This window comes from Absicoccus intestinalis (assembly GCF_033971885.1).
GTDB lineage: Bacteria > Bacillota_I > Bacilli_A > Erysipelotrichales > Erysipelotrichaceae > Absicoccus > Absicoccus intestinalis.
In genome coordinates, this window is sequence record NZ_JALBUS010000009.1 from 1 (window position 1) to 22,796 (window position 22,796).

24 protein-coding genes are annotated in these 22,796 nt (G+C 39.9%); 23 read left to right on the forward strand and 1 reads right to left on the reverse strand.

Going from position 1 to position 22,796, the window contains the following annotated elements:
• Positions 1-229 precede the first annotated feature (229 nt).
• From MOZ64_RS06755 to pyrE, 7 genes are all read left to right on the forward strand, one after another.
• Positions 230-3,343 (forward strand): polysaccharide deacetylase family protein, encoded by a 3,114-nt coding sequence (locus MOZ64_RS06755; RefSeq protein ID WP_320325825.1) that lies wholly within the window; start codon positions 230-232, stop codon positions 3,341-3,343.
• Positions 3,344-3,349: 6 nt separating this feature from the next.
• Positions 3,350-5,179, forward strand: coding sequence for a glycosyltransferase (locus tag MOZ64_RS06760; RefSeq protein ID WP_320325826.1), 1,830 nt, complete (start codon positions 3,350-3,352; stop codon positions 5,177-5,179).
• Complete coding sequence (locus MOZ64_RS06765) at positions 5,169-7,073, forward strand: polysaccharide deacetylase family protein (RefSeq protein WP_320325827.1); 1,905 nt, start codon at positions 5,169-5,171, stop codon at positions 7,071-7,073. The genes MOZ64_RS06760 and MOZ64_RS06765 overlap by 11 nt, the downstream gene beginning before the upstream one ends.
• A gap of 10 nt (positions 7,074-7,083) precedes the next feature.
• Positions 7,084-8,106: a glycoside hydrolase family 18 protein gene (locus tag MOZ64_RS06770; RefSeq protein WP_320325828.1), complete on the forward strand. Its 1,023-nt coding sequence runs from the start codon at positions 7,084-7,086 to the stop codon at positions 8,104-8,106.
• The gene (locus MOZ64_RS06775) at positions 8,099-9,445 is read left to right on the forward strand and encodes a nucleotide sugar dehydrogenase (RefSeq protein ID WP_320325829.1); all 1,347 of its coding nucleotides are present in this window, start codon (positions 8,099-8,101) and stop codon (positions 9,443-9,445) included. Before MOZ64_RS06770 ends, MOZ64_RS06775 begins: the two co-directional genes overlap by 8 nt.
• 89 nt (positions 9,446-9,534) lie before the next feature.
• Positions 9,535-10,926, forward strand: coding sequence for a C69 family dipeptidase (locus MOZ64_RS06780; protein ID WP_320325830.1), 1,392 nt, complete (start codon positions 9,535-9,537; stop codon positions 10,924-10,926).
• A 26-nt stretch (positions 10,927-10,952) separates the two neighbouring features.
• Positions 10,953-11,615: an orotate phosphoribosyltransferase gene (pyrE, locus tag MOZ64_RS06785; protein ID WP_277633677.1), complete on the forward strand. Its 663-nt coding sequence runs from the start codon at positions 10,953-10,955 to the stop codon at positions 11,613-11,615.
• 14 nt (positions 11,616-11,629) lie between these two features.
• On the opposite strand, the gene MOZ64_RS06790 is transcribed toward pyrE, so the two are convergent.
• Positions 11,630-12,517 carry a LysR family transcriptional regulator gene (locus MOZ64_RS06790; RefSeq protein WP_320325831.1) on the reverse strand — a complete coding sequence of 296 codons (888 nt, stop codon included), beginning with the start codon at positions 12,515-12,517 and terminating at the stop codon, positions 11,630-11,632.
• A 101-nt stretch (positions 12,518-12,618) separates the two neighbouring features.
• Here MOZ64_RS06790 and MOZ64_RS06795 point away from each other — a divergent pair, with 101 nt between their 5' ends.
• The 16 genes from MOZ64_RS06795 (at position 12,619) to guaA (ending at position 22,709) form a co-directional block, all read left to right on the forward strand.
• Positions 12,619-13,131 (forward strand): flavodoxin, encoded by a 513-nt coding sequence (locus MOZ64_RS06795; RefSeq protein WP_320325832.1) that lies wholly within the window; start codon positions 12,619-12,621, stop codon positions 13,129-13,131.
• 12 nt (positions 13,132-13,143) lie between these two features.
• The gene (locus MOZ64_RS06800) at positions 13,144-13,728 is read left to right on the forward strand and encodes a sugar O-acetyltransferase (RefSeq protein ID WP_320325833.1); all 585 of its coding nucleotides are present in this window, start codon (positions 13,144-13,146) and stop codon (positions 13,726-13,728) included.
• A gap of 82 nt (positions 13,729-13,810) precedes the next feature.
• Positions 13,811-14,467 (forward strand): nitroreductase family protein, encoded by a 657-nt coding sequence (locus MOZ64_RS06805; protein ID WP_320325834.1) that lies wholly within the window; start codon positions 13,811-13,813, stop codon positions 14,465-14,467.
• The gene (locus tag MOZ64_RS06810; RefSeq protein ID WP_320325835.1) at positions 14,460-14,810 is read left to right on the forward strand and encodes an ArsR/SmtB family transcription factor; all 351 of its coding nucleotides are present in this window, start codon (positions 14,460-14,462) and stop codon (positions 14,808-14,810) included. The genes MOZ64_RS06805 and MOZ64_RS06810 overlap by 8 nt, the downstream gene beginning before the upstream one ends.
• Positions 14,807-14,962 carry a hypothetical protein gene (locus tag MOZ64_RS06815; RefSeq protein WP_320325836.1) on the forward strand — a complete coding sequence of 52 codons (156 nt, stop codon included), beginning with the start codon at positions 14,807-14,809 and terminating at the stop codon, positions 14,960-14,962. The genes MOZ64_RS06810 and MOZ64_RS06815 overlap by 4 nt, the downstream gene beginning before the upstream one ends.
• A complete protein-coding gene (locus MOZ64_RS06820) occupies positions 14,935-15,309 on the forward strand; it encodes an MBL fold metallo-hydrolase (protein WP_320325837.1) in 375 nt (124 codons plus the stop codon). Before MOZ64_RS06815 ends, MOZ64_RS06820 begins: the two co-directional genes overlap by 28 nt.
• Before the next feature lie 66 nt (positions 15,310-15,375).
• Entirely contained in the window at positions 15,376-15,576 is a 201-nt protein-coding gene (locus tag MOZ64_RS06825) for a hypothetical protein (protein WP_320325838.1), read from the forward strand.
• A 51-nt stretch (positions 15,577-15,627) separates the two neighbouring features.
• Positions 15,628-15,990, forward strand: coding sequence for a nucleotide pyrophosphohydrolase (locus MOZ64_RS06830; protein ID WP_320325839.1), 363 nt, complete (start codon positions 15,628-15,630; stop codon positions 15,988-15,990).
• 249 nt (positions 15,991-16,239) lie between these two features.
• Entirely contained in the window at positions 16,240-17,574 is a 1,335-nt protein-coding gene (locus MOZ64_RS06835) for a replication-associated recombination protein A (protein ID WP_320325840.1), read from the forward strand.
• Position 17,575: 1 nt separating this feature from the next.
• Entirely contained in the window at positions 17,576-18,028 is a 453-nt protein-coding gene (gene tsaE, locus MOZ64_RS06840) for a tRNA (adenosine(37)-N6)-threonylcarbamoyltransferase complex ATPase subunit type 1 TsaE (RefSeq protein ID WP_128520262.1), read from the forward strand.
• A complete protein-coding gene (gene tsaB / locus MOZ64_RS06845) occupies positions 18,021-18,617 on the forward strand; it encodes a tRNA (adenosine(37)-N6)-threonylcarbamoyltransferase complex dimerization subunit type 1 TsaB (protein ID WP_273344830.1) in 597 nt (198 codons plus the stop codon). The genes tsaE and tsaB overlap by 8 nt, the downstream gene beginning before the upstream one ends.
• 29 nt (positions 18,618-18,646) lie before the next feature.
• The gene (gene rimI, locus MOZ64_RS06850; RefSeq protein ID WP_320325841.1) at positions 18,647-19,027 is read left to right on the forward strand and encodes a ribosomal protein S18-alanine N-acetyltransferase; all 381 of its coding nucleotides are present in this window, start codon (positions 18,647-18,649) and stop codon (positions 19,025-19,027) included.
• Positions 19,028-19,037: 10 nt separating this feature from the next.
• Positions 19,038-20,039: a tRNA (adenosine(37)-N6)-threonylcarbamoyltransferase complex transferase subunit TsaD gene (tsaD, locus tag MOZ64_RS06855; protein WP_173446686.1), complete on the forward strand. Its 1,002-nt coding sequence runs from the start codon at positions 19,038-19,040 to the stop codon at positions 20,037-20,039.
• Positions 20,039-20,488 carry a gamma carbonic anhydrase family protein gene (locus MOZ64_RS06860; RefSeq protein ID WP_320325842.1) on the forward strand — a complete coding sequence of 150 codons (450 nt, stop codon included), beginning with the start codon at positions 20,039-20,041 and terminating at the stop codon, positions 20,486-20,488. The genes tsaD and MOZ64_RS06860 overlap by 1 nt, the downstream gene beginning before the upstream one ends.
• Positions 20,481-21,143: an HAD family hydrolase gene (locus MOZ64_RS06865; protein WP_320325843.1), complete on the forward strand. Its 663-nt coding sequence runs from the start codon at positions 20,481-20,483 to the stop codon at positions 21,141-21,143. Before MOZ64_RS06860 ends, MOZ64_RS06865 begins: the two co-directional genes overlap by 8 nt.
• A 24-nt stretch (positions 21,144-21,167) precedes the next feature.
• The gene (gene guaA, locus MOZ64_RS06870) at positions 21,168-22,709 is read left to right on the forward strand and encodes a glutamine-hydrolyzing GMP synthase (RefSeq protein ID WP_320325844.1); all 1,542 of its coding nucleotides are present in this window, start codon (positions 21,168-21,170) and stop codon (positions 22,707-22,709) included.
• Positions 22,710-22,796: the final 87 nt, after the last annotated feature.

The following is a 22,796-nucleotide window of genomic DNA, read 5'->3' on the forward strand; positions in this document are numbered from 1 at the left end:
ACGCCTCTTTTAGAGGCAGCATGTAACGGGGTTGCGACTGGCGAGGTTTCAATGGTCGAAGGACCTGCGCAACAACAGGCCCTTATAGGGCATTCAATACCACTAATTTTTATTAGTGGTTTTTATATGGGCTTTCATCGATTAGGGGGAAAGCAATAGTTTTTTAAACAGTTAAAAGGTATAATAAAGGAGACTTAAGTAAAAATCTTTTTTAGGAAGGATTGAACAAATGAGAGGGAGATTTAAATCAAACAAGTGGAAAGGGGCAGGCATAACGGTACTGATCATTGTGATCATTCTCGCTGTTTCGGTTGTTTCTTTTCAAATTTATCATTTTATTCAACTGAATCGTATGAGCCAGTATACCGATGTCAATGTCGATGGAACGGTTTCTGTGCATGTGAAAGATGATTCACAAAAAATTTTGGATGCGTATCAAAAAGCCAGTCCAGCCAGTGTGATTTCGAGTGACGATACGGCACAAGATACAAATGTTTCCATCGTTTTTTCTGGATTGAATGAAGATGTGAGTATTAACGAAGAAGTGCTTCGTTTGCTGCAAGAAAATGGCATGCAAGCTACTTTTGCGATTCCGGCAGTCAATGTTCGTGAAAATCAAGGCATGATCAAGAAAATCCTTCAAAGTGGAAATCGAATCATTAGTGGTGGCTTGAATGGAAAAGAAAAGGAAGCCAAAGATATCACGGCCTTATGTGATGATCTTTCGAAGTCGAAAAAAATTTTTGATGAAGAAACAAAAGGGTCCCATTCCATATTGTATAGTCCGGGATTGGATGCTTCTTTGATGCATTTGAAAGCTTCGAAACAAGCGGGCTATGATCAGATGATGTTTGCGGATGATAACGATTTAATTGATGCGGACACCTTTTTGTCTGTAACCGATGTGGATCAATATGTGGATGGACTACAAGGCAAACATATTCTGGTGATCTATTTAGATGGAAATAAGGATCCGGTCCATCAAGAACCGACCATTGTTTCCGCCAAACCAGAATTGGATAAACAACCCGATCTAGATGACAATGCGCAAACCAAAGAAGAAAAACCAAGTATTGCGGATATCACGAAGTGGTTGCTGGAAACGGTCCATCAAAAGAATATCCAGTCGATTGCTTTATCGGACTGCCAAAAACAACCGGCTTCTACCTATATTGAAAAAAATTTAGACGATCGTTCAAAAAAGGCGCAAGTGTATCGTAGTGTTTTGACCAACAAGAAAGATGTTGGATTATGTATTCGCCATCTCAAAAATGAAGCGCAATATGAAAAAGTAAGATCGGTATTAAAACAATATGATGCGTCGGCTTCCTTTTTTGTGAGCGATGATGTGGATAAAAAATTAGCCAAACGGATCCTTAAAGATGGATATACATTAGAAAATGCGGGAAAAGCTTATGCCGATGCAACCAAGACCTATCAAGAAATGGAAAAGGTACGGAGACATCTACAAGATTTGGATACCGATAGTCTTGCCTATCTGGTTTCGGATGAAGCTTCGATCGATGCCATCCGTAGAGTTTGTTTTGTGGATGGACAGATTCCGATTCTTCCGCAAGATCCAAAGAAACTTTCAAAAGGTTCTTTCTATGGATATGATGCATCGGATTTGAAATCGATCGAGCAACTTCTTGAAAAAGCACAACAGAAAGAATATAAGATCTCCGATATACCAACACTTCTTGATCAAAATGGAACGATTCCTGCATTCACAAACACCCAAATCCAAAAACAAAAAAAGGAAAATAAGGGCATAAAAGCCACTTATATGCAGAATGTATCCACGACCGAGCCAGCCTTGGCTTTGACGTTTGGCAATATTGGCAATGAAGCTGTGGATCTAGATGTTGCGAATGTTTTAAAGCACAAAGGAGCGGTAGGTACCTTCTTTGTGAATTTCAATGAAATGCGAGAGTACACCGATACGATTGAAACCTTGATCGATCAAGGTCAAGAAATTGGCATTTCGTGGCCAAGTGATGGCTCGTATGCGAATACTTACGATGGCATGGCTACGTATATCCATGATTGTCTGGCATACATGGAATGGCGGTATAACTACCAACCTAGGTTGGTGATGCTTTCAAAAGAACCGACAAATAAAGAAATGCTGGAAGCTGTTCATGCAGCCGGATTGCGTGCTGTGGGTGCCTCAAAAAGTTTGATCCAAAACAATACCCAACAGACCACAGAGGATCAAATTCCTGAAGTGTTGGCTCAATTATCGAATGTTCGTTTTACACGTGGTGGCTTAGAATATTTTAATCTTGGTTATTATGAAGCGGATGCCATGAAAAAAGTGGGTGAGAAAACCTTGATGGGAGAAGTGGTTTCGGACGTGATTGGGCAGTTTGTGGATTCTATTGCGTTTGAAAATGCCCAAACCAATCAAATCGAAGAGGAAAGTCGATATCGTTTGAAAACGGTGAGTGCCTTGTTGGATTCGGATCAAGTGTATACCGTATCCAAGAAGAAACAAAAGGCTGTGACTTTGAAGAAAAATGTGCTGACTTCAATGGACAGTTCAGAAAAACAATTTGCGTATATGAAGGATCATTATCTGGGTAGTAATTTCATCATCAATCAAAAAAAGATGCCGGGATTTACCGATGAAGAAATCCAACAAATGAATAAAACCGGAAAGCTAACCCATGAAAAAGTAATATTTTTGACTTTTGACGATTGGGGATCCGATGAATCGGTCAATAAGATCTTATATGTATTAAAGAAATATCATGTCAAAGCAACTTTCTTTGTATTGACGGAGCATGTTGATGAAAACCCAAATCTTTTACGGGCAATTGCCGAAGATGGTCATGAAATTGGTTGTCATTCGAATTCGCATATAGCGCTTGCGAATGCCAATGAAGATCATTCTCAATATGCTTCACTCACCAAAAAAGAACAAAAAGCGATGCGTAAGGATCTAGTGACTTCCTACAACAAGTTAAATCAATATGTAGGCGATGTTCGTGTGGATGGGAAAAAAGCCCTTTCTTTGGACTTCCGTCCACCGACACTGGAAATTAGTAAGGAAGGACTCTATCAGGTGTTTGATGTTGGCTTCCAATATTCGATTTCCGGTGATGTGACGACCAATGATTATGAAATTACCGATTTAAATAAATATATTCATGATATGACGAATGGCTCACCTTCTTCAAAAGAGGATTATCAATTGGGAAATGGTAGTGTCATTGTCATGCATATGACGGAAGATGCGAAATATACGGCACAGATGTTAGATGTGATGATTCCTCGTTGGCAAGCCCAGGGATATCGTTTTGCGCGAGTGGATGCGTACACGCGTCAATATCAGCCATAAGGGGGAATGAGTTTGAAAGAAACGAGCCAAAAGGATGTCCTTTTAAAAATCAAAAAAGATCGAAGATTATTATCTCATGTACCCGATCCGACAGGTCAGAGGCAGGTATCCGATCGGCGTGGACAGGATGAACAGGGAAACAAGGATCTAGATGCGATCATTCGTCAACATAAGAAAGGCATTCGCTATATCACAAACTTTTCGGTTTCGATCATACAGGAAAAAACCGTTTTGAAAGCTTTATGTATGGACATCTCTGATACGGGGCTTCTTCTGCAATTGGAGGATGAAAAAGAGTATGAAGCAATCAAAGGACAATCACATGTCAAATTAAAATTTCAGATTCCGCCCGGTGTCATGCCGGAAGGACGCGAATCCAGATATAAGTTATCAGCTTCGGTTGTACGATCTGTGGATGAAACGCGACAAATTGGCCTTCAATTTTTGGAAGATCTGGGTACCTATGACAGACGACGAAAAGATCGGTATCTGATGTTTGGAGCCGCTTTGAGTCTGGCTTTTGTGAGTTTTTGCGTGGTCTTGATGCGCATGGAATCTTTTATTTATTTTCGCTATCATACCCTACTTTATGCCTATTCCATCATTGCTGCGACCTTTTTGTTGACGCGTTATTTATTTGGGATGTTTTACAAGCCCGTTCCCATTGATCCCACGTATACGCCATCGGTTACGATCGTTATTCCTTGTTTCAATGAAGAAGAATGGATCCAGACAACCATTCTATCTTGTATTGATCAAAATTATCCTGTCGATAAACTGAAAGTAATCGTTGTGGATGATTGTTCAACGGATCGATCGGTTGAAAAAATCAAAGAAATCATTGATAAACTTAAGGAAAAAGAAGGAAAACGATATCAATTGGAAGATCGTTTATCTTATTTTGTTCAACCACAAAATGCTGGAAAACGAGCGGCTCTAAGTCGTGGAGTGGAGAATACCGATACGGATTTGGTGATGTTTGTGGATAGTGATTCTTTTTTAGATCCCTATGCGGTTCGAAATATCGTGCAACCCTTTCGTGAACCGAAGATGGGTGGTTGTGCCGGAAGATGTGATGTGGCCAATACGTATACAAATTCATTGACCAAAATGCAGTCCGTTCGGTATTATACGGCCTTTCGTATCATGAAAGCAGCCGAAGCGCTTTTTGATACCGTTACATGTTTGAGTGGTCCTTTATCGTGTTACCGTCGTGACATTGTGATGGAATACAAAGACAATTGGGTCAATCAAACTTTTCTTGGTCATAAAGCCACGTTTGGTGATGATCGATCTATGACCAATTTTGTATTGAGTCATCATCAATGTTCCTATCAAGATACTGCGGTTTGTTCCACGATCGTTCCGAAAGAACATAAAGTCTTTTTGAAGCAACAAATGCGATGGAAACGCTCTTGGCTTCGAGAATCTTTAATGGCGGGTAAGTTTATGTGGCGGAAAGAACCTTTTGCGATGATCAATTTTTATATTGGCTTGATCGTACCTATGTTGGCACCAATCGTGGTTGTTTATAATTTCTTTTATGTGCCGCTTACACAACATGTATTTCCAACAACCTTCCTTATTGGTTTATTGTTGATGGCCATGATGATGTCCTTTTCGCAATTGCTTTTACGCAAGAGCACCACATGGTTGTTTGGCTTTTGGTTCTGTCTCTATTACGAACTTGTATTATTGTGGCAAATGCCTATTGCTTGGTTCACGTTCTGGAAATCCACTTGGGGTACAAGGATGACGCCGAGTGATGTCCAAGCCGAAGAAAAGAAACGAGCGAAAAAAGAAATGAAGCGGAAGAAGGCAGAAAATGAAACGTAATCGGAAAACCAAGGATAAGACAAGGAAGTTTCTGTTTTATCCTGTGAAGACCCATAAAGATAAAGTAAAAGTTATACGAACGTGCTTGGAATTTCTGGTGATCATTTTCACTGTATGTATGGTTTGTAGAAGCTTGATCGTATATCAAACCTATGAACCGTATGATCGATCGGATCCCCAGATCGTTTCGGGAAAAGATCATGGTTTTATTGCGCTTTCTTATTTTGGTGTGGCCAGAAGTGGAACCGATTCATTGATTGCGCTTTCCCGACTGGAAGAAGAATTGACAACCCTAAAAAAGCTGGGCTATGTCACTGTTACGCAAGAAGATATTGAAGCGTACTACAGGCAGGGAAAACCATTGCCAGATAAGGCTTTGTTCCTTTTCTTTGAAGACGGTCGTTCCGATACGATGTTGTTTACCGAAAAACTATTGGAAAAGTTAAACTATAAGGCTTCGATCCTTACGTATGCCGAAAAGTTTGGAAACGATGATGGCAAATTTGTTTCACCCGAACAGCTGAAAGAACTGGAACGACAAGGGTATTGGGAATTGGGAACCAATGGCTATCGTTTATCGTATATCAATACCTATGATCGTTATCATCGTTTCCTTGGTGAATTGGAATCACGCGAATTTGTGGAAATCAATCAATATATTGATCGCGACTACAATCATTATTTGATGGATTATATTCGGGATAAAGATTTTATGCCGACAGAAAGTACCCAAGAGATGGCCAAAAGGATCACCAAAGATTATGATTTGATGGAAAGCATTTACACAAAGAAGATTGGCTATGTGCCGAAGCTCTATTGTTTGATGCATTCGAATACAGGACGTTATGGAAATAATGAGAGTGTTTCCGAAGTGAACAGTGAAAATTTGGAAGGTTTATTTACGATGAATGTGAATCGGGAAGGCTATTCCTTAAATAATAAAAAATCTTCGATTTATGATCTGACGCGTTTGGAACCGCAACCTTGGTGGTACACCAATCATTTGTTGATGCGGATCAAAGATGATTTGCCAAAAGCAGATAAGAAAAATATTCAGTTTGTGCATGGTGATAAAAAAGGCTATTCCAAATGGAGTATCAAAAAGGGGGCTGCCGAGTTTAAAGGCAATCTCATTGCCCTTACTTCGGAATCCGAATCCACTGGACGTATGACATTGAAGAACACCAAAGCCAAGGATGTGAAAGTATCTTGTCGATTATTGGGAAATAAGATTGGTCGTCAAACCATTTATTTGCGGACTGCGGGAAATCTGGATCAGTATATTTCTGTTTCCTTAGAAAATAATATTCTTTATGTTCGTCAAAAAAATGCCGATGGGCAAGATGTATTGCTTAGACAAGATATGTACAAACTGCATGATAAGAATCCCATTTCGATTCCGGAAGATGATCAAGATGCCTATGTGGCTGAATTGAAAGTGCGTGGTAAGTTTTCGAAAAATAATACGATTGCCGGTTTATATGATTTGAAGGCATTCCGGGCTTCCCGAAAAAAAGTGGAAAGTGTTGCGGATGGTGCCGATGAATACATTCCGGAAATTCAGATCAGTGATCCAGGGGATGTGAAAATTGAAATGACGCTACAAGGCAATCGATTGACATTGAAAGCCGATGGGATCGTCTTAGCCCATGATCGTAAGGTGGCGGTTAAAGGATCGGGTGGTATTGCGTTAGAAAGTGCTTTTGGTGGCTTTATGAAAAGTCAAAGAAATATTGCGGATGATGTGTATGATGCGGCTTTTCAGGATCTTTCCATTCAGACACCGGATCATATGTTGATTTATGACTATACCTATCATGGATTCTCTTTCGTTGCGCATACGATCCGTGTGGTGTGGGATCAGGTCGTGAATTGGTTTATTGATCATTTTTGATGGGGAATCTATGAAAAGAATGAATAGAAAAGGGATCCTGAAGCTTTTGATCATCGTATGTCTATTTCTTAGTGGATGTAGCCGTGGACAAGGTACAACCCAAACACATCACTATGATCTGGATGTATCCAAACAAATCCAAGTCTTAAAAAAATCCAATCGAAACCTGTATGTATGGTCGGTTTATTGGGATTGTACTGGGGATGTACGAACCATCCATCGAAATCGAAAAAAAATCAATGGTATTGGTGTATTCAGTGCCTATTATCCTGATGGCAAGACATTGTCTTTGCCGGAAAAATCAAATGATCTGATCCAGCATTTGGCTTCGATTGAGGATGCACCAACCATTCCAAGGTATCTTTGTGTGGTGAATGATACCGATAGTGAAAATAAAAGTGTGGATCTTTTGAAGAAAATCATGAATGAGCCCGAAAAGAATGCGCAGGCAATCGTGGATATGGCGATACAAAATCAATGTATGGGTATTGAAATTGATTTTGAAAAAATTCGCAATGATATCGATCTATGGAATCAGTTTATCAACTTTGAAAAGGATTTGATGGCTCTATGTTCAAAAAATCATTTGGCCTTGCGCATTGTATTGGAATCTTCCACGCCTGTGGATCAGATGGATCTGCCTTCTGGACCTGAATATGTCGTGATGTGTTATAACCTCTATGGCATGGGGACCAAGCCAGGTCCGAAAGCGGATGCAGATTTTCTAAAAGATATGGTCATGAAATTTGATTCGCTTGATCATGTGTCGTATGCCCTGGCGAATGGTGGTTATGATTTTGATGGCTCGAAAAAAGCCGAGGCCATGACATCGTCTCAGATCCAGGCATTGATCATCGAAAAAAAGGCCAAACCAAAAAGAGATCCTTCCAGTCAAGCGTTGTCTTTCACTTATGGTTCTCATACGGTTTGGTTTGCGGATGAAAAAACGATGGCTTTCTGGGCAAAAACATTGGATACAGCAGCCGGTAGGACGGTTGATATCAGTTTGTGGAGATTGTTTCGTAATGAATGAAGAAGGAATGAAGATGAATGTATATGATCAATTACTTTCGGGTCAAGAAAAATTAGCTCTTGTGGGCTTGGGCTATGTGGGTATGCCCATGGCAGTGGCGTTTGCCCAAAAAGGAATCCAAGTCATTGGCTTTGATTTGAATGAAGAAAAAATAAAAATGTATCAAAAAGGAATCGATCCAACCAAAGAAATTGGGGATGATGTCATTTCTCATACAACGATATCGTTTAGTGCCAATGAACATTGTCTTCAAGAAGCCAAGTTTCTGATTGTTGCGGTGCCAACCCCCGTCAATTTGGATCATACCCCCGATTTGAGTCCGGTGATCCGTGCGAGTGAAATGGTGGGCCGAAATTTAACGAAGGGCAGTATCGTTGTGTTTGAATCCACGGTATATCCAGGTGTTACCGAAGATGTGTGTATTCCGGCATTGGAAAAGGCGTCTGGCTTAACATGTGGAATAGATTTTAAAGTGGGGTATTCGCCGGAACGGATCAATCCAGGAGATTCGATCCATCGGTTGGAGAATATTCAAAAAATCGTTTCTGCCATCGATAAAGAGGCTTTAGAAATCATCCAGAATGTGTATGATTTAGTCATTCAAGCGGGTACGTATCCGGTATCGAATCTGAAAACGGCTGAGGCCATCAAGGTTGTTGAAAACAGTCAACGAGATATCAATATTGCGTTTATGAATGAATTGGCCATGGTCTTTGATCGAATGGATATTGATACCCAAGAAGTCATAGATGGTATGAACACAAAATGGAATGCGCTTGGTTTTAAACCGGGTTTAGTTGGGGGACATTGTATTGGTGTCGATCCGTATTATTTTATTTATGAAGCAGAAAGGCTAGGGTATCACAGTCAGATCATTCTTTCGGGTCGAAAAGTCAATGATGATATGGGAAAATTTATTGCGGATTCGACCATTAAACAAACGATTTTGGCGAAAAAGGCAGTCATATCTTCCCGTTTTGTGATTCTTGGGATGACATTTAAAGAAAATTGTCCAGATATTCGGAATAGTAAGGTCTATGATATTATTTGTGAATTGAATGCATATGGTGTGCATCCACGGGTAGTGGATCCATGGGCATCATCCAAAGAGGCAGAAAGAGAATATCATATACAGCTTACAGATATGGATCAGATCCATGATGCAGATGTCATCATTATTGCGGTAGCGCATTCGCAATTTATGGATATGGGCATTAAAGGAATTGATCGGCTTTATAAAAAAGAATTAAGCAATGATAAAAAAGTGTTGATTGATGTCAAAAGTATTTTTGATCGAGATAAAATTCGTTCGCTTGGGTATCATTATTGGCGTTTGTGATGGAAACGTTGGGTTTGAATCGTTCGAAAAGAAACTGGAATTTTTTGATCAATCCATGGATAATGGAAGAATGATGAAGGAGGAATACTATGCCTTGTACAACCGTATTAGTGGGTAAGAAAGCTTCCTATGATGGATCTTGTATGATTGCACGAAATGATGATTCACCATCGGGACAATTTACCCCAAAGAAATTTGTGGTTGTTCATCCCGAAGAACAACCGAAACAATATTGTTCGGTTTTATCGCATGTCGAAATTGAATTGCCGGATGAGCCAATGCGTTATACATCGATGCCCAATGCGATTGAAAGTGAAGGCGTATGGGCAGCCAGTGGTGTCAATGAAGCCAATGTAGCCATGACGGCAACGGAAACGATTACGTCCAATCCTCGTGTATTAGGAGCAGATCCATTGGTTGAAAATGGTATTGGTGAAGAGGATATGGTGACATTGGTCTTGCCATATATTCATTCGGCCAAAGAAGGAGTACTACGTTTGGGTTCCTTATTGGAAACGTATGGAACTTACGAAATGAATGGGATTGCCTTTTGTGATGTCAATGAGATCTGGTGGTTAGAAACCATTGGGGGTCATCATTGGATGGCACGAAAAGTACCCGATGATGTCTATGTGGTCATGCCCAATCAATTAGGCATTGATCGTTTTGATTTTGAAGATGAAGAAAATTATATATGTTCATCCGATCTAAAGAAATTTGTACAAACGAATCATTTGAATCTATCTTCGTATGGTGCCTTTGATCCTCGGGCGGCGTTTGGTTCCCATGAGGATAGTGATCATATTTACAATACGCCAAGAGCTTGGGATATTTTACGAACCTTGAATCCGCATACAAAGTTTGAACCCGAAGCGGATGATCTACCATGGTGTATGGTTCCAGAAAAGAAAATAACGGTAGAGGATGTCAAATATGTTTTAAGTTTGCATTATCAAGGTACACCATATGATCCGTATGGAAAAGAAGCCCAAGCAGGTAAGTATCGTTCGATTGGTATTAATCGCAATGATTTTTTAACGATTACCCAGATGAAACCAAACTGTGAAACGATTGAATGGGTTGCTTTTGCTTCCAATGTCTTCAATGCATTGGTGCCATTCTATGCGAATATTGAAACGACACCAGAATACATGGCCAATACCACAAAAGATGTTTCGAGTGATAATTTTTACTGGTCCAGTCGTTTATTAGCCGCTATGGCCGATGCTTCCTATCGCCAATCAATTTTTGAAATTGAACGCTATCAAAACAAAGTCGCTGCTAAAGCGCATCAAATGATTCATACCTATAATGGTCTATTGGAACATGAAACCGATGAGGGCAAAAAGTTACAATTGCGTCATCAAGCCAATGAAGAAATGGCACAATGGCTACAAGATCAAACAACCGAAGTATTGAATCAAGTCCTTTATATCCTAAGTAATCAAATGAAGAATGCATTCAGTCGTTCGGATGCATGATATAATAGCGAAAAAGGAGTACAAATATGAACGAATATAAACAAGAATTTATTGAATTTATGTTGGCATCCGATGTCTTAAAATTTGGAGATTTCACCTTAAAATCCGGTCGAAAAAGTCCTTTCTTTATGAATGCAGGGGCTTATGTCACAGGAGAACAATTAAAGAAATTAGGCGAATTTTATGCCAAAGCTATCGTGGATACATATGGTCTCGATTTTGATGTATTATTTGGACCTGCATACAAAGGGATTCCATTAGCCGTTGTGACAGCGATTGCGTTACATACCTTATATGGCAAAGAAGTTCGCTATTGTTCGGATCGTAAAGAAGCAAAAGATCATGGTGCGGATAAAGGCAAATTCTTGGGTACAAAATTGAAAGATGGCGATCGTGTCGTAATGATCGAAGATGTCACAACTTCGGGTAAATCGATGGAAGAAACGGTGCCAAAAGTAAGAGGGGCTGCTAATGTCGATATTGTTGGTTTGATGGTTTCTTTGAATCGAAATGAGAAGGGAAAAGGCAACAAGACCGCATTAAAAGAAATTAGTGAGTTGTATGGTTTCCCAACAGCAGCCATTGTCTCGATGCCAGAAGTTATTGAATATTTAGGGGATCGTTTGGATGATGATCTAAAAGCACGCATTGATGCATACTATCAAGAATATGGTGCAACAGAAGACTAGTTCTTCTGTTTTTTTTATACCGCAAAATCCGGATGATCTTCATACATTTTCTGGATCATTTGGACAAAATTATGAATAATGGCTCGATGATCTGAAGCATGGGTACATAATACACAAGGTATGGTTTCTTCACAATCAAAGGGAATCCACGCAAATTCATTGGTATGATCATTTAAAAAACCAGGAGAAAGCACAAGGGCTCGATTGGCTGCGACATTGGTCAAAGAAGTATCATGATCATCACTATTGAAATAATCAATCGGTTGGGTTTCGATCATGCGTTGTTGGACTTGACGCAAAGGAATAGGGGAAGGACCGCCTACCATCAAGGTTCGACCTGCTAGATTTTCGGGTTCAATACGTGATTTTTGCGCTAACGGATCATCATGACGAGCCACTAAATAGATTTTAGAGTCATACAGTGGATGAACTTGAATATTAGGAATATGACGAATTTCATCATGGATCGCAAAGAGTACATCTTGTTCGCCTTGTAAAAAAGAATCCAATATATGATTTGGATCAAAAGAAGGCGTAACCAAAATACCCGAATCTCCCTTTGAAATTTCTTGGATCACTTGGGGCAAGAAATAGAGTGCTGAACGAACGGGTAAGGCAATTTGAATATTTTCACGATACTTGGTTGAAAAGTTTTGCCCTTGTTCAATGGCTTTTCTTAATTCAGCCCGAATACTACGAAGACTCGCCACAAATTGTTGGCCGGCCGGAGTGATATTCGTTCCTTTGCCACTCCGATCAAAAATAATAAAGCCAATTTCTTCTTCGGCTGCATGAATCTGATAGGTCAAGGTTGGTTGGGAAATATAAAGATTTTCAGCGGCACGATTGAAGTTTAAGGTTTGTGCGAGTTCTAATATATAGTCAATTTGTTTGGTGTTCATTTTATCTCCTCATAATTTAATAATTCTATTATATATCGATTATTTCAATTTGAAAAATTAATATATCGATTTTAAGATGAATACAGAAACGAGGTATACAGATGTCAAAAAAATTAATTCTATATTACTCACGAACAGGTGAAAATTATGTCAATGGAAGTATTCAAAAACTTTCCAAAGGCAACACAGCCTATGTGGCTACATATATTCAAGAAGCAATTGGTGGGGATTTGTTTCCCATTGAAACGGTTGATGCGTATCCAAATGATTATATGGCCTGCATTGATCAAGCGAAAAAAGAAATGAATGCCCATGCACGACCTGCTTTGGTTCACTATATCGATGATATTTCCGATTACGACAACATCTTTATTTGTGGACCCTGCTGGTGGGGGTTGTTCCCCATGCCAATCTATTCTCAATTGGAACGATTGGATTTTACGAATAAAAATGTATATGTTGTCGTAACGCATGAAGGCAGTGGCATGGGAAATTGTGAACGCGATTTGAAAAAAGGATTGAAAGGTGCCACGTTTGGTCCTGGCTTAGCTATTCATGGTGCCGATGCCCCAAAGAGTGCCAATCAAGTAAAAACATGGGCAAAAAGTTTATAGGGGGAAAAGATTATGGAATACAAAAAAGGATATGTTTATGAATTGATGGACCGAGGAGGTCCTACTGATGTGCGCGAATCGTATTTTAAAGAAGCCGTGGAAGAAATGATGCGAGCTCGTACCCTTTGTCAAAAAGCCAATGCGACTTTACCCGATGATCCATCGTATATGCAGTATTTGGAAGAATTATTTGGTCGTAAATTGGATGATGTACGAATCTTAACTCCCTTTATTTGTGATTTTGGCAATCGGGTTACATTTGGAAAAGATGTATTTATCAATCATTCCGCGATTCTATCAGCTTCGGGTGGTATCGAATTTGAAGATGGTTGTATGGCAGCTCCCGGTTTACGCATTGCCACGATCAACCATGATATGAATGAAAGACATACGATTTACACCTATGGCAAAGTCACGGTGAAACAAAATGCTTGGATTGGCATGAATGTAACCATTTGTCCTGGTGTGACCATTGGTAAATATGCCGTCGTTGGAGCAGGCGCTGTGGTCACAAAAGATGTCCCTGACTATGCCGTGGTTGCCGGTGTACCTGCTAAAGTAATCAAGATATTAGATCCAAATGATCAAAAAGAATGATCCATCTCGATTTTCTTTACAGATGATCTATTTCTATTTTGATTTGGTATAATGTTCAAGCAAATGAACGGAGGAAACAAATATGGAATGGATCGAAGTCATGAGACAACGACATAGTGTCCGTCAATATACGGATCAAAAGATTCCCATGGAAATACAAGAAAAATTGAAAGCAGAAGTGGAACGCTTAAATACCGAAAGCAACCTCCATATGCAACTATTCTTTGATGAACCCGATTGTTTTGATTCTCGCATGGCACATTATGGAAAATTTACCAATGTGAAAAATTATCTTTCCATTGTCGGTAAGAAAGAACCAAAACTAGATGAAAAAGCCGGATACTATGGTGAAAAAGTGGTGTTGTTGGCGCAAAGTTTAGGTATCAACAGTTGTTGGGTCGGCATGACCCATGGTAAAAGTGATGCGATCGTAAACAAAGACGAGAAACAAGTCATCGTTGTATCCCTGGGATATGGAGAAAACCAAGGCGTTGCCCATAAAAGTAAACCCATGGATAAACTATGTTCTGTTACCGGAGATGTACCCACTTGGTTTCATACGGGCATGGAAGCAGCCATGCTTTCGCCAACCGCTGTTAACCAACAAAAGTTTTTGATCTCTTATGATGGAAAGAAACTGAGTGCTAAAGTGAATGGTCGAGTTTTTTTTTCCAAAGTGGATCTAGGCATTGTGAAGTGCGATTTTGAATTGGCAAGTGGGCATACTTTCGATGAATAAGAAGATTGAAAAACTTGCCCGTGCATTTGGTGCGAGTCAAAAATTGTTGATTGCGTTGGGTGATGAAAGTCGCCAGCACATCATCTTAACGATGATGCAGATGGGTGATTGTTCCGGTGTACGTGCCATTGATGTAGCAGCCCATACCAATCTTTCCCGTCCAGCTGTATCGCATCATTTCCAAATCATGAAAGATGCGGGATTATTAAAGACACGAAAAGAAGGGACCAAGATCTTCTATTATTTTGATCCCGATATGAAATCCATGAATGCGTTGATTGATGTGTTGCATTTAGCCATAGAAATCACCAAAGAATTACCCAATCGGAGTGGGGATGAATGAAAATTTATATCTTACAAACCGGTGTGCGGTTCCGGATCGAAGCTCGCATCGTTGGACCTATGCCTATACGGGCTTGTTTCAATGAAGAAAGAAGCGAATTTGTGTACCTGTTAAAGCCTTTTTGGTGGAAAACCAAGGCCATCGGGTATTGATTGATACAGGTTGGTCGGAAGCATGTGTCGATCATCCCCTTTCTCATCTTAGATTTGGTTTATGGTTTGCGAGTGAACCGGTTTTGAAAAGAGAAGAAGCAATACCGTATCAACTACAGAAATTGTCACTGAAACCATCAGACATCGATGCGATTGTATTGACGCATCTAGATTGTGATCATGTGTCGGGTTTACGACCTTTAAAAGAAGCCAAACACATCTATTGTTCCAAAGAAGAATGGCAACATGCCCAAACCAGAGATGTACGCTATCGCAAAGCTTTTTGGGAAGGTGTTCACATAGAAACAGTATCTATGAAAAAGGATACATCGTCCCCATTTGGCTAGAGTTGTGATTTATTTGGCGATGGTAGTTTTATTTTGATTTTAACACCGGGACATAGTGAAGGATCAATGGCAATCTTGGTATACGAACACAAGCAATATGCCGCCTTTATTGGCGATGATTCCTATAATCATCATTCGTGGGAAGAACAAAAATTGCCTGGACCAATATATGATATACAATCCATGAAAAAAACCTTTCGTTGGGTCAAGCAATTGAGTGAAGATCCCCATTGTATAGGTATTTATGCTGCCCATGAAAAAGTGTAACTCGATTCGAGTTGCACTTTTTTTGTATAATAGGTAACAGAGGTGATTTATATGGAAGATACCATCCAAACCATAACACAAAAAATCATTGCGTTTCGTGATCAACGCAATTGGCAACAATTTCATAATCCCAAAGATCTGGCCATTTCCATTTCTTTGGAAGCAGCCGAACTATTGGAAGTATTTCAATGGACCGGTGCAGATACGCAAGCCGATACAAAAGAGAAAATGGATAAGATCAAAGAAGAGTTAGCAGATGTATTGATTTATTCACTGATGATGGCACATGATCTTGATTTAGACGTGTTGCAGATTATTCAAGATAAATTAGCAGTGAATGAGAAAAAATATCCGGTGGATCAAGCCTATGGGAAGTCATTGAAATATACGGCCTACCAAGGAGATCAGAAATGATTATCTATGATGGTTCGCGACGGGATTTTCTTGAAAGTGTTGAAATGATACCATTGCGATCGATATTGAACAAAATATATTAAAAAAGATGGGACGCCATACACCAAAAAATGAATTTCGAGCATGGGACAATTCTATGCAGTATATGTATAAAGTGATGAATGATCCCGATATACCAGATAATGCAGACATTACGACAACGTATCTAGAAAGCGAAGTTAATGGTATAATAAAACGACGGAGGTTGAAATGGAACAAGCGTCTTTATTTGATACGACTGATTCGCGTCCTTTAGCCGATCGCATGCGACCCGAAACATTGGAAGAATATGTTGGTCAAAAACAATTGATTGCGCCTGGGCGGATCTTATGGCAAATGATTGAGCATGATAAGGTGCCATCGATGATTTTTTGGGGGCCTCCTGGTGTTGGTAAAACCACTTTGGCTCGCATGATCGCGCATAAGACCAAAGCACATTTTGTGACTTTTTCGGCCGTATCATCGGGTATTAAAGATATCAAGGTTGTCATGAAGGAAGCGGCTTTACACAAAGCGCAAGGTCAAAAAACGATTGTGTTTGTGGATGAGATCCATCGCTTCAATAAAGCGCAACAAGATGCTTTTTTGCCCTATGTGGAAAATGGCAGCATTACTTTGATTGGGGCCACAACGGAAAATCCCAGCTTTGAGTTAAACAATGCCCTTTTATCGCGCTGTCGTGTTTTTGTGCTGCAATCCCTCAGTCAAGAAGATATTGTTGAACTGCTTCATCGGGCACTTTCCAGTCCGAAAGGGTTTGGCACATTACATATTGATATGAGTGATGTACAAATCGAAGCGATTGCCAATTTTTCGGGTGGGGATGCCCGCTTTGCCTTAAATACTTTAGAAATGGTGGTATATAATAGTCCCAGTGATGTGGAAGGAATTCATGTCACGCAAGATGTCATCAAACAATGTCTGCAACGACGATCGTTATTATATGACCGCCAAGGTGAAGAGCACTATAATATCATTTCAGCTTTGCATAAAAGTATGCGAAATAGTGATGTACAAGCATCCATCTATTGGTTAGCACGCATGTTGGAAGCTGGCGAAGATCCCTTATATGTGGCTCGTCGCATTGTTCGATTTGCTTCGGAAGATATCGGTATGGCCGATTCACGGGCTTTGGAAATTTGTATTGCCGCCTATCAAGCGTGTCATTATTTAGGCATGCCCGAATGCAATGTGCATTTAACGCATGCGGTCGTGTATTGTGCCTTGGCACCAAAATCCAATGCCTTAGAAACGGCATATATTCATGCGGCACAAGATGCTAAGGCAACATTGGATCAACCGGTACCGTTGCAAATTCGCAATGCACCGACACGATTGATGAAAGATCTTGGCTATGGCAAAGATTATGAATATTCCCATGACTACAAATATCACATGACGGATATGGTTTGTTTGCCAGAGGCATTAAAAGATCGTGTATATTATGTACCGAAAGATCAAGGATCGGAATTAAAAGTAAAGAAGCGTATGCAAGATATCAAGAATATCAAGCATATGATTCATGAACAGAAAAGGAAGAAATAGTATGAAAATCCAAATTCATTCATTAGCAGAAACGCAACGATTTGCACAAAAAATGGCAGATCTTTGTCGAGATAAACATGTCATCCTTTGTTTGGATGGAGATTTAGGTGCAGGAAAAACGACTTGGACACAATCGTTTGGCAAGGCTTTAGGTATTCAACAAGTCATAAATTCACCAACGTTTACGATCATGAAATCGTATACCCAAGGCAATGGACAACCTTTTTATCATATTGATGCCTATCGATTAGAAGGCATTGATCAAGATCTAGGGTTTGAAGATTGTTTTGATGAAGGCATTTGTGTGATCGAATGGGGAAATTTTATCGCCAATCAAATTCCTGACGATCATATCTCGATCTCGATTGAAGAAGGCATTGATGAAGAACGAACAATTGAAATGACCTATACAGGAAGTGTAAGTCAAACGATAGTGGAGGCATACAATGATTAGTTTATGTATGGATAGTGCCTATAAAAATTTAGTCTTAGGCCTATATGAAGATGATCGTTTATTGGCAGGAATTGCCAAGGAAGCGTTTAAGCAACAAAGTGAAACCATTTTTGTGGAATTGAATCAATTATTGGCACAAACCCATTTGGATTATGCCGATATTGATCGGGTGATCATTACCGATGGGCCAGGTTCGTATACGGGCATTCGGATTGCGATGACCATTGCGAAAGTGTTGTGTACCCAAATGCATAAAGAACTATATTGTATTTCAACGATGCAGTTGTATGCCGGTATGGAACCAAGTGCTAACGTAATCTTGGATGCACGTAGTCATCGTGCCTATATTGCACATGTGGAAAATGGCATCATTCATCCGGAAACACAAGTTTTGCCATTGGATGAAGTGAAGACATTTATTGATCAACATCCAGGTACCTTAATGGGTGATGCGTACTTATTGGATCAAGAAGGCAAACCAAGTGATTTCTTAGCGAATTTTATGCAGGTACCGGCTCGAAAGATCGAGAATATTCATGCGTTGGTTCCGCAATATTTAAAGTCTTCCAATGCATATAAAAATAAATGATGTTGGTAGATGATAAGAAAGCCAATGTTTTGGCAAATTTTGAATCGCAATGTTTTCTAGATGCATGGACCAAGGAACAAATTGAATCCGAATTTCAAAACAATCCTTTTTTTCATGCGTGGATGACAAAGGAAGGGTATGCCTTTGTGTGGGAAGCTTACGAACAAGCAGAATTGGTACGAATTGGCATTTTGCCAACGTATCGTAAACAAGGCTATGCCCATCGTTTATTGACCAAATGTATGGCCCATGCCAAACAAGCTGGTTGTGAAACGATGACATTGGAAGTGCGGGTATCCAATATACCAGCGATTCGTTTATATGAAATGTGTGGTTTTATCAAGAGTCATTGTTCGAAGCATCATTACCAAGATGGGGAAGATGCTTGGATCATGATCTGTGAATTATAGGAGGATGACGATGATCGTTTTAGGAATTGAATCGAGTTGTGATGAAACAGCGGTAGCAATCGTAAAAGATCGCAAAGACATTTTATCGAGTGTTGTAGCCTCACAAATCGATGTACATAAAGAATTTGGTGGAGTCGTACCCGAAGTAGCGAGTCGAATTCATGTCGAAAATATTTCGTATTTGATTGAAGATGCTTTAAAGAAAGCCAATTTGACGATGGATGATGTCGATGTGGTAGCGGTAACCAAAGGACCTGGTTTGATTGGTTGTTTACATGTCGGTGTACAAGCAGCCAAAACATTGGCGTTTGCGTTTCATAAACCGTTGGTGCCAGTGCATCATATTGCGGCCCATATCTATGCCAATGAATTGGTTACAGATGTACACTATCCGGTATTGGCATTGGTTGTATCGGGTGGTCATAGTCAATTGATCTATATGAAAGAAGAGGGTTCCTTTGAAATCTTAGGAACGACCCAAGATGATGCGATTGGGGAAGCGTTTGATAAAGTCGCACGTGTCATGAATTTGGGTTATCCAGGTGGACCAAAGATTGATAAGTTAGCAAAACAAGGAAAGAACGTCTATGCTTTGCCAAAACCAAAAACACAAGGTAAATATGATTTTAGTTTTTCGGGATTAAAGAGTGGCGTTCTGCAATTTACGAAGCGAATGGAACGCCAAGGAAAAACATATAGTGATGCGGATTTGGCTTGTTCCTTCCAAGAATGTGCGTTGAATGAGATCTTTGATAAGATTCGCTTGGTGTTGAATGATTATCCAGACATCAAACATTTTGTTGTTGGTGGTGGCGTTTCGGCCAATAGTCGTTTGCGTGAAAAAGTGGAAGAATTAAAAGGTGAATATCCAAATGTGACATTTACGGTACCACCAATGTTTGCGTGCACAGATAATGCGACCATGATTGCGGTTGCTGGAACGATTGCGTATGAACATGGTCGTCGAGCCGATGCTTCGTTGACAGCCGATGCCAACTGGGAGATCCAATAGTGCAAAAAGGAATTGTGAAAGGCAATGTCATTTTAGGCAAGGATGTCAGTGTTTGGTACAATGCGGTAATTCGTGGCGATAGTGATGCAATCGAAATTGCGGATGGAACCAATGTTCAAGATGGTTGTGTGATCCATGTGGACAAGGGTTTTCCCGTTCATATTGGACAACGCGTAACGATTGGACATGGCGCCATTCTTCATGGTTGTACGATTGAAGATGAAGTGTTGATTGGTATGGGAGCTATCGTTATGAATGGGGCTTCCATTGGGACGCATTCCATCATTGGTGCAGGTGCCTTAATTCCTGAAAATACCCAAATTCCTGCCAATAGTGTTGTTGTGGGCTGTCCCGGAAAGGTCATCAAACAAACCACGGACAAACAAATTGAAATGATCATTAAGAATGCAAAACAATATATAGAGGAAGCGAAAGAAGAGAATGATTGAAGCAGTAATATTTGACATGGATGGACTGATGTTTGATACCGAAGCAACTTTTTTAAAAGGATTCAAACAACTATGTCATGAACGAGGTGTTATGATAACCGACAAAGAAGTGCGCCAATTGATTGGTTGTGATTCACGCATTGTGCAAAAATTTGAAGATGCGTATCCAGGTATCATTGCGTGTATGGACCATTTCCAGAAAGTGCGTTTAGATATTTTTATGCGGATGTTTCCCAATCCGAAAGATGGTTGTAAACCGGGATTGAAAGCGTTGATTCGTTATTTGAATCAAAAGAAGATTCCGTATGCGATTGCTTCGAGTTCCATGCGAAAAGACATTGAGCGTTTGATTGCGTATGCGCATTGTGATATTCATCCACGAGAAATTGTTTCCAGTAAAGAAGCAGGCATTCCTTCCAAACCGGATCCGATGATCTTTAAAGAAGCGGCAAAGCGATTGGGCAAGGCACCCGAACAATGTCTTGTCTTAGAAGATTCAAAATTTGGCATCATGGCGGGTCGTCGAGCTGGTTGTCAAACGATTTTTATTCCGGATCGGATCGAGCAGGATCGGCAAATGTATCCATACATTCAGTTGCGTATGCATACGCTCCATGACGTTATAGATTATTTAGAAAAGAATATGCTAGAATAGTAGGCATAAGAAGGAGAAAAATTCATGCCAGATAAAATTATTGTTTTGGATTTTGGAAGTCAATATAATCAATTAATTGCCCGTCGTATTCGTGAATTTGGAGTGTATTCTGAATTGCATTCCAATGAAATGAAATTGGATGATATTCTTGCCTTGAAAGATGTAAAAGGAATCGTTTTTAGTGGAGGTCCGAATAGTGTCTATGAAGCGGATGCACCAAAATGTGATCCGGCCATTTTTACTAGTGGTTTACCCATTTTAGGTATTTGTTACGGGATGCAGATGATCCATTATGAAATGGGTGGAAAAGTGGAGTCTAGTGAAGAAAGACAATATGGTCGTACGGAAATTACGATCGATCATGAAAATGAACTCTTTGCCGGAATGCCAAAGAAACAAACCGTTTGGATGTCTCATGGTGATAAGGTCTCACAATTGGCACCTGGCTTTGAAGTATTGGCGACAAGTGATACTTGTCCGAATGCGGCAACGGCCAATGTGGAAAAGAAAATTTATACATTACAGTTTCATCCCGAAGTTCGCAATTCGGAATATGGAAATGATATCTTAAAGAACTTTGTATTTAAGATTTGTCAGGCCAAAAACAATTGGTCGATGAAAGATTTTATTGCGACGCAAACCAAAAAAATCCAAGAACAAGTTGGTTCGGATAAAGTTTTATTGGGCCTATCTGGTGGTGTGGATTCCAGTGTTGTGGCTGCCCTTTTACATCAGGCCATTGGTGATCAATTGATTTGTATGTTTATTGATCATGGCTTGTTACGTAAGGGAGAGGCTGAAAGTGTCGTTGAAACGTTTGGTAAGAATATGAATGTCAATTTGGTCAAAATTGATGCGAAAGATCGTTTTATATCCAAGTTGAAAGGTGTTACGGATCCAGAAAAGAAACGTAAGATCATTGGTAATGAATTTGTATATACATTTGATGATGAGGTCAAGAAGTTAGCGGCTGGTGAAGAAATCAAGTGGTTGGCACAAGGTACGTTGTATACCGATGTCATTGAATCGGGTACCAAGACGGCACAAACGATCAAATCCCATCATAATGTTGGTGGTTTGCCAAAGGATATGCAGTTCCAATTGATCGAGCCATTGAATACATTATTTAAAGATGAAGTACGTGCTCTAGGTGAAGAATTGGGTCTTCCAGAAGAAATGGTATGGCGTCAACCTTTCCCTGGTCCTGGTTTGGGAATTCGTATCTTAGGTGATGTGACGGATGAAAAGATCAAGATCGTTCAAGATAGTGATTATATCTTGCGTGAAGAAATTGCCAAGGCTGGATTAAATAAAGAAATCTGGCAATATTTCACCGCTCTGACCAATATGCGTAGTGTCGGTGTCATGGGAGATCAAAGGACCTATGATTATGCCGTTGTGATTCGGGCAGTGACTTCCATCGATGGAATGACGGCCGATTGGGCGAAGATTCCATTCGAAGTATTGGATCGTATTTCCAATCGTATTGTCAATGAAGTGGATCATGTCAATCGCGTTGTGTATGATATTACCTCAAAGCCTCCTGGAACCATTGAATTTGAATAAACACAGGATCCCTATAAGCCTTGTAGATTCAAGACTTATGGGGATTTTTTCATGCTTCTGGGTACAAATTTTCAGTCGGTAGGAATG

Excerpts from the sequence above, each read along its gene's own strand:
- tsaB (WP_273344830.1), top strand. The coding sequence starts at position 18,021 with ATGATTAGTTTATGTATGGATAGTGCCTATAAAAATTTAGTCTTAGGC.
- MOZ64_RS06825 (WP_320325838.1), top strand. The coding sequence starts at position 15,376 with ATGGCAATCTTGGTATACGAACACAAGCAATATGCCGCCTTTATTGGC.
- MOZ64_RS06760 (WP_320325826.1), top strand. The coding sequence starts at position 3,350 with ATGAGTTTGAAAGAAACGAGCCAAAAGGATGTCCTTTTAAAAATCAAA.
- MOZ64_RS06795 (WP_320325832.1), top strand. The coding sequence starts at position 12,619 with ATGTCAAAAAAATTAATTCTATATTACTCACGAACAGGTGAAAATTAT.
- MOZ64_RS06835 (WP_320325840.1), top strand. The coding sequence starts at position 16,240 with ATGGAACAAGCGTCTTTATTTGATACGACTGATTCGCGTCCTTTAGCC.
- MOZ64_RS06865 (WP_320325843.1), top strand. The coding sequence starts at position 20,481 with ATGATTGAAGCAGTAATATTTGACATGGATGGACTGATGTTTGATACC.
- pyrE (WP_277633677.1), top strand. The coding sequence starts at position 10,953 with ATGAACGAATATAAACAAGAATTTATTGAATTTATGTTGGCATCCGAT.
- tsaE (WP_128520262.1), top strand. The coding sequence starts at position 17,576 with ATGAAAATCCAAATTCATTCATTAGCAGAAACGCAACGATTTGCACAA.
- MOZ64_RS06765 (WP_320325827.1), top strand. The coding sequence starts at position 5,169 with ATGAAACGTAATCGGAAAACCAAGGATAAGACAAGGAAGTTTCTGTTT.
- MOZ64_RS06810 (WP_320325835.1), top strand. The coding sequence starts at position 14,460 with ATGAATAAGAAGATTGAAAAACTTGCCCGTGCATTTGGTGCGAGTCAA.
- MOZ64_RS06770 (WP_320325828.1), top strand. The coding sequence starts at position 7,084 with ATGAAAAGAATGAATAGAAAAGGGATCCTGAAGCTTTTGATCATCGTA.
- MOZ64_RS06830 (WP_320325839.1), top strand. The coding sequence starts at position 15,628 with ATGGAAGATACCATCCAAACCATAACACAAAAAATCATTGCGTTTCGT.
- MOZ64_RS06780 (WP_320325830.1), top strand. The coding sequence starts at position 9,535 with ATGCCTTGTACAACCGTATTAGTGGGTAAGAAAGCTTCCTATGATGGA.
- MOZ64_RS06790 (WP_320325831.1), bottom strand. The coding sequence starts at position 12,517 with ATGAACACCAAACAAATTGACTATATATTAGAACTCGCACAAACCTTA.
- guaA (WP_320325844.1), top strand. The coding sequence starts at position 21,168 with ATGCCAGATAAAATTATTGTTTTGGATTTTGGAAGTCAATATAATCAA.
- MOZ64_RS06775 (WP_320325829.1), top strand. The coding sequence starts at position 8,099 with ATGAATGAAGAAGGAATGAAGATGAATGTATATGATCAATTACTTTCG.
- MOZ64_RS06805 (WP_320325834.1), top strand. The coding sequence starts at position 13,811 with ATGGAATGGATCGAAGTCATGAGACAACGACATAGTGTCCGTCAATAT.
- MOZ64_RS06815 (WP_320325836.1), top strand. The coding sequence starts at position 14,807 with ATGAAAATTTATATCTTACAAACCGGTGTGCGGTTCCGGATCGAAGCT.
- tsaD (WP_173446686.1), top strand. The coding sequence starts at position 19,038 with ATGATCGTTTTAGGAATTGAATCGAGTTGTGATGAAACAGCGGTAGCA.
- MOZ64_RS06800 (WP_320325833.1), top strand. The coding sequence starts at position 13,144 with ATGGAATACAAAAAAGGATATGTTTATGAATTGATGGACCGAGGAGGT.
- MOZ64_RS06755 (WP_320325825.1), top strand. The coding sequence starts at position 230 with ATGAGAGGGAGATTTAAATCAAACAAGTGGAAAGGGGCAGGCATAACG.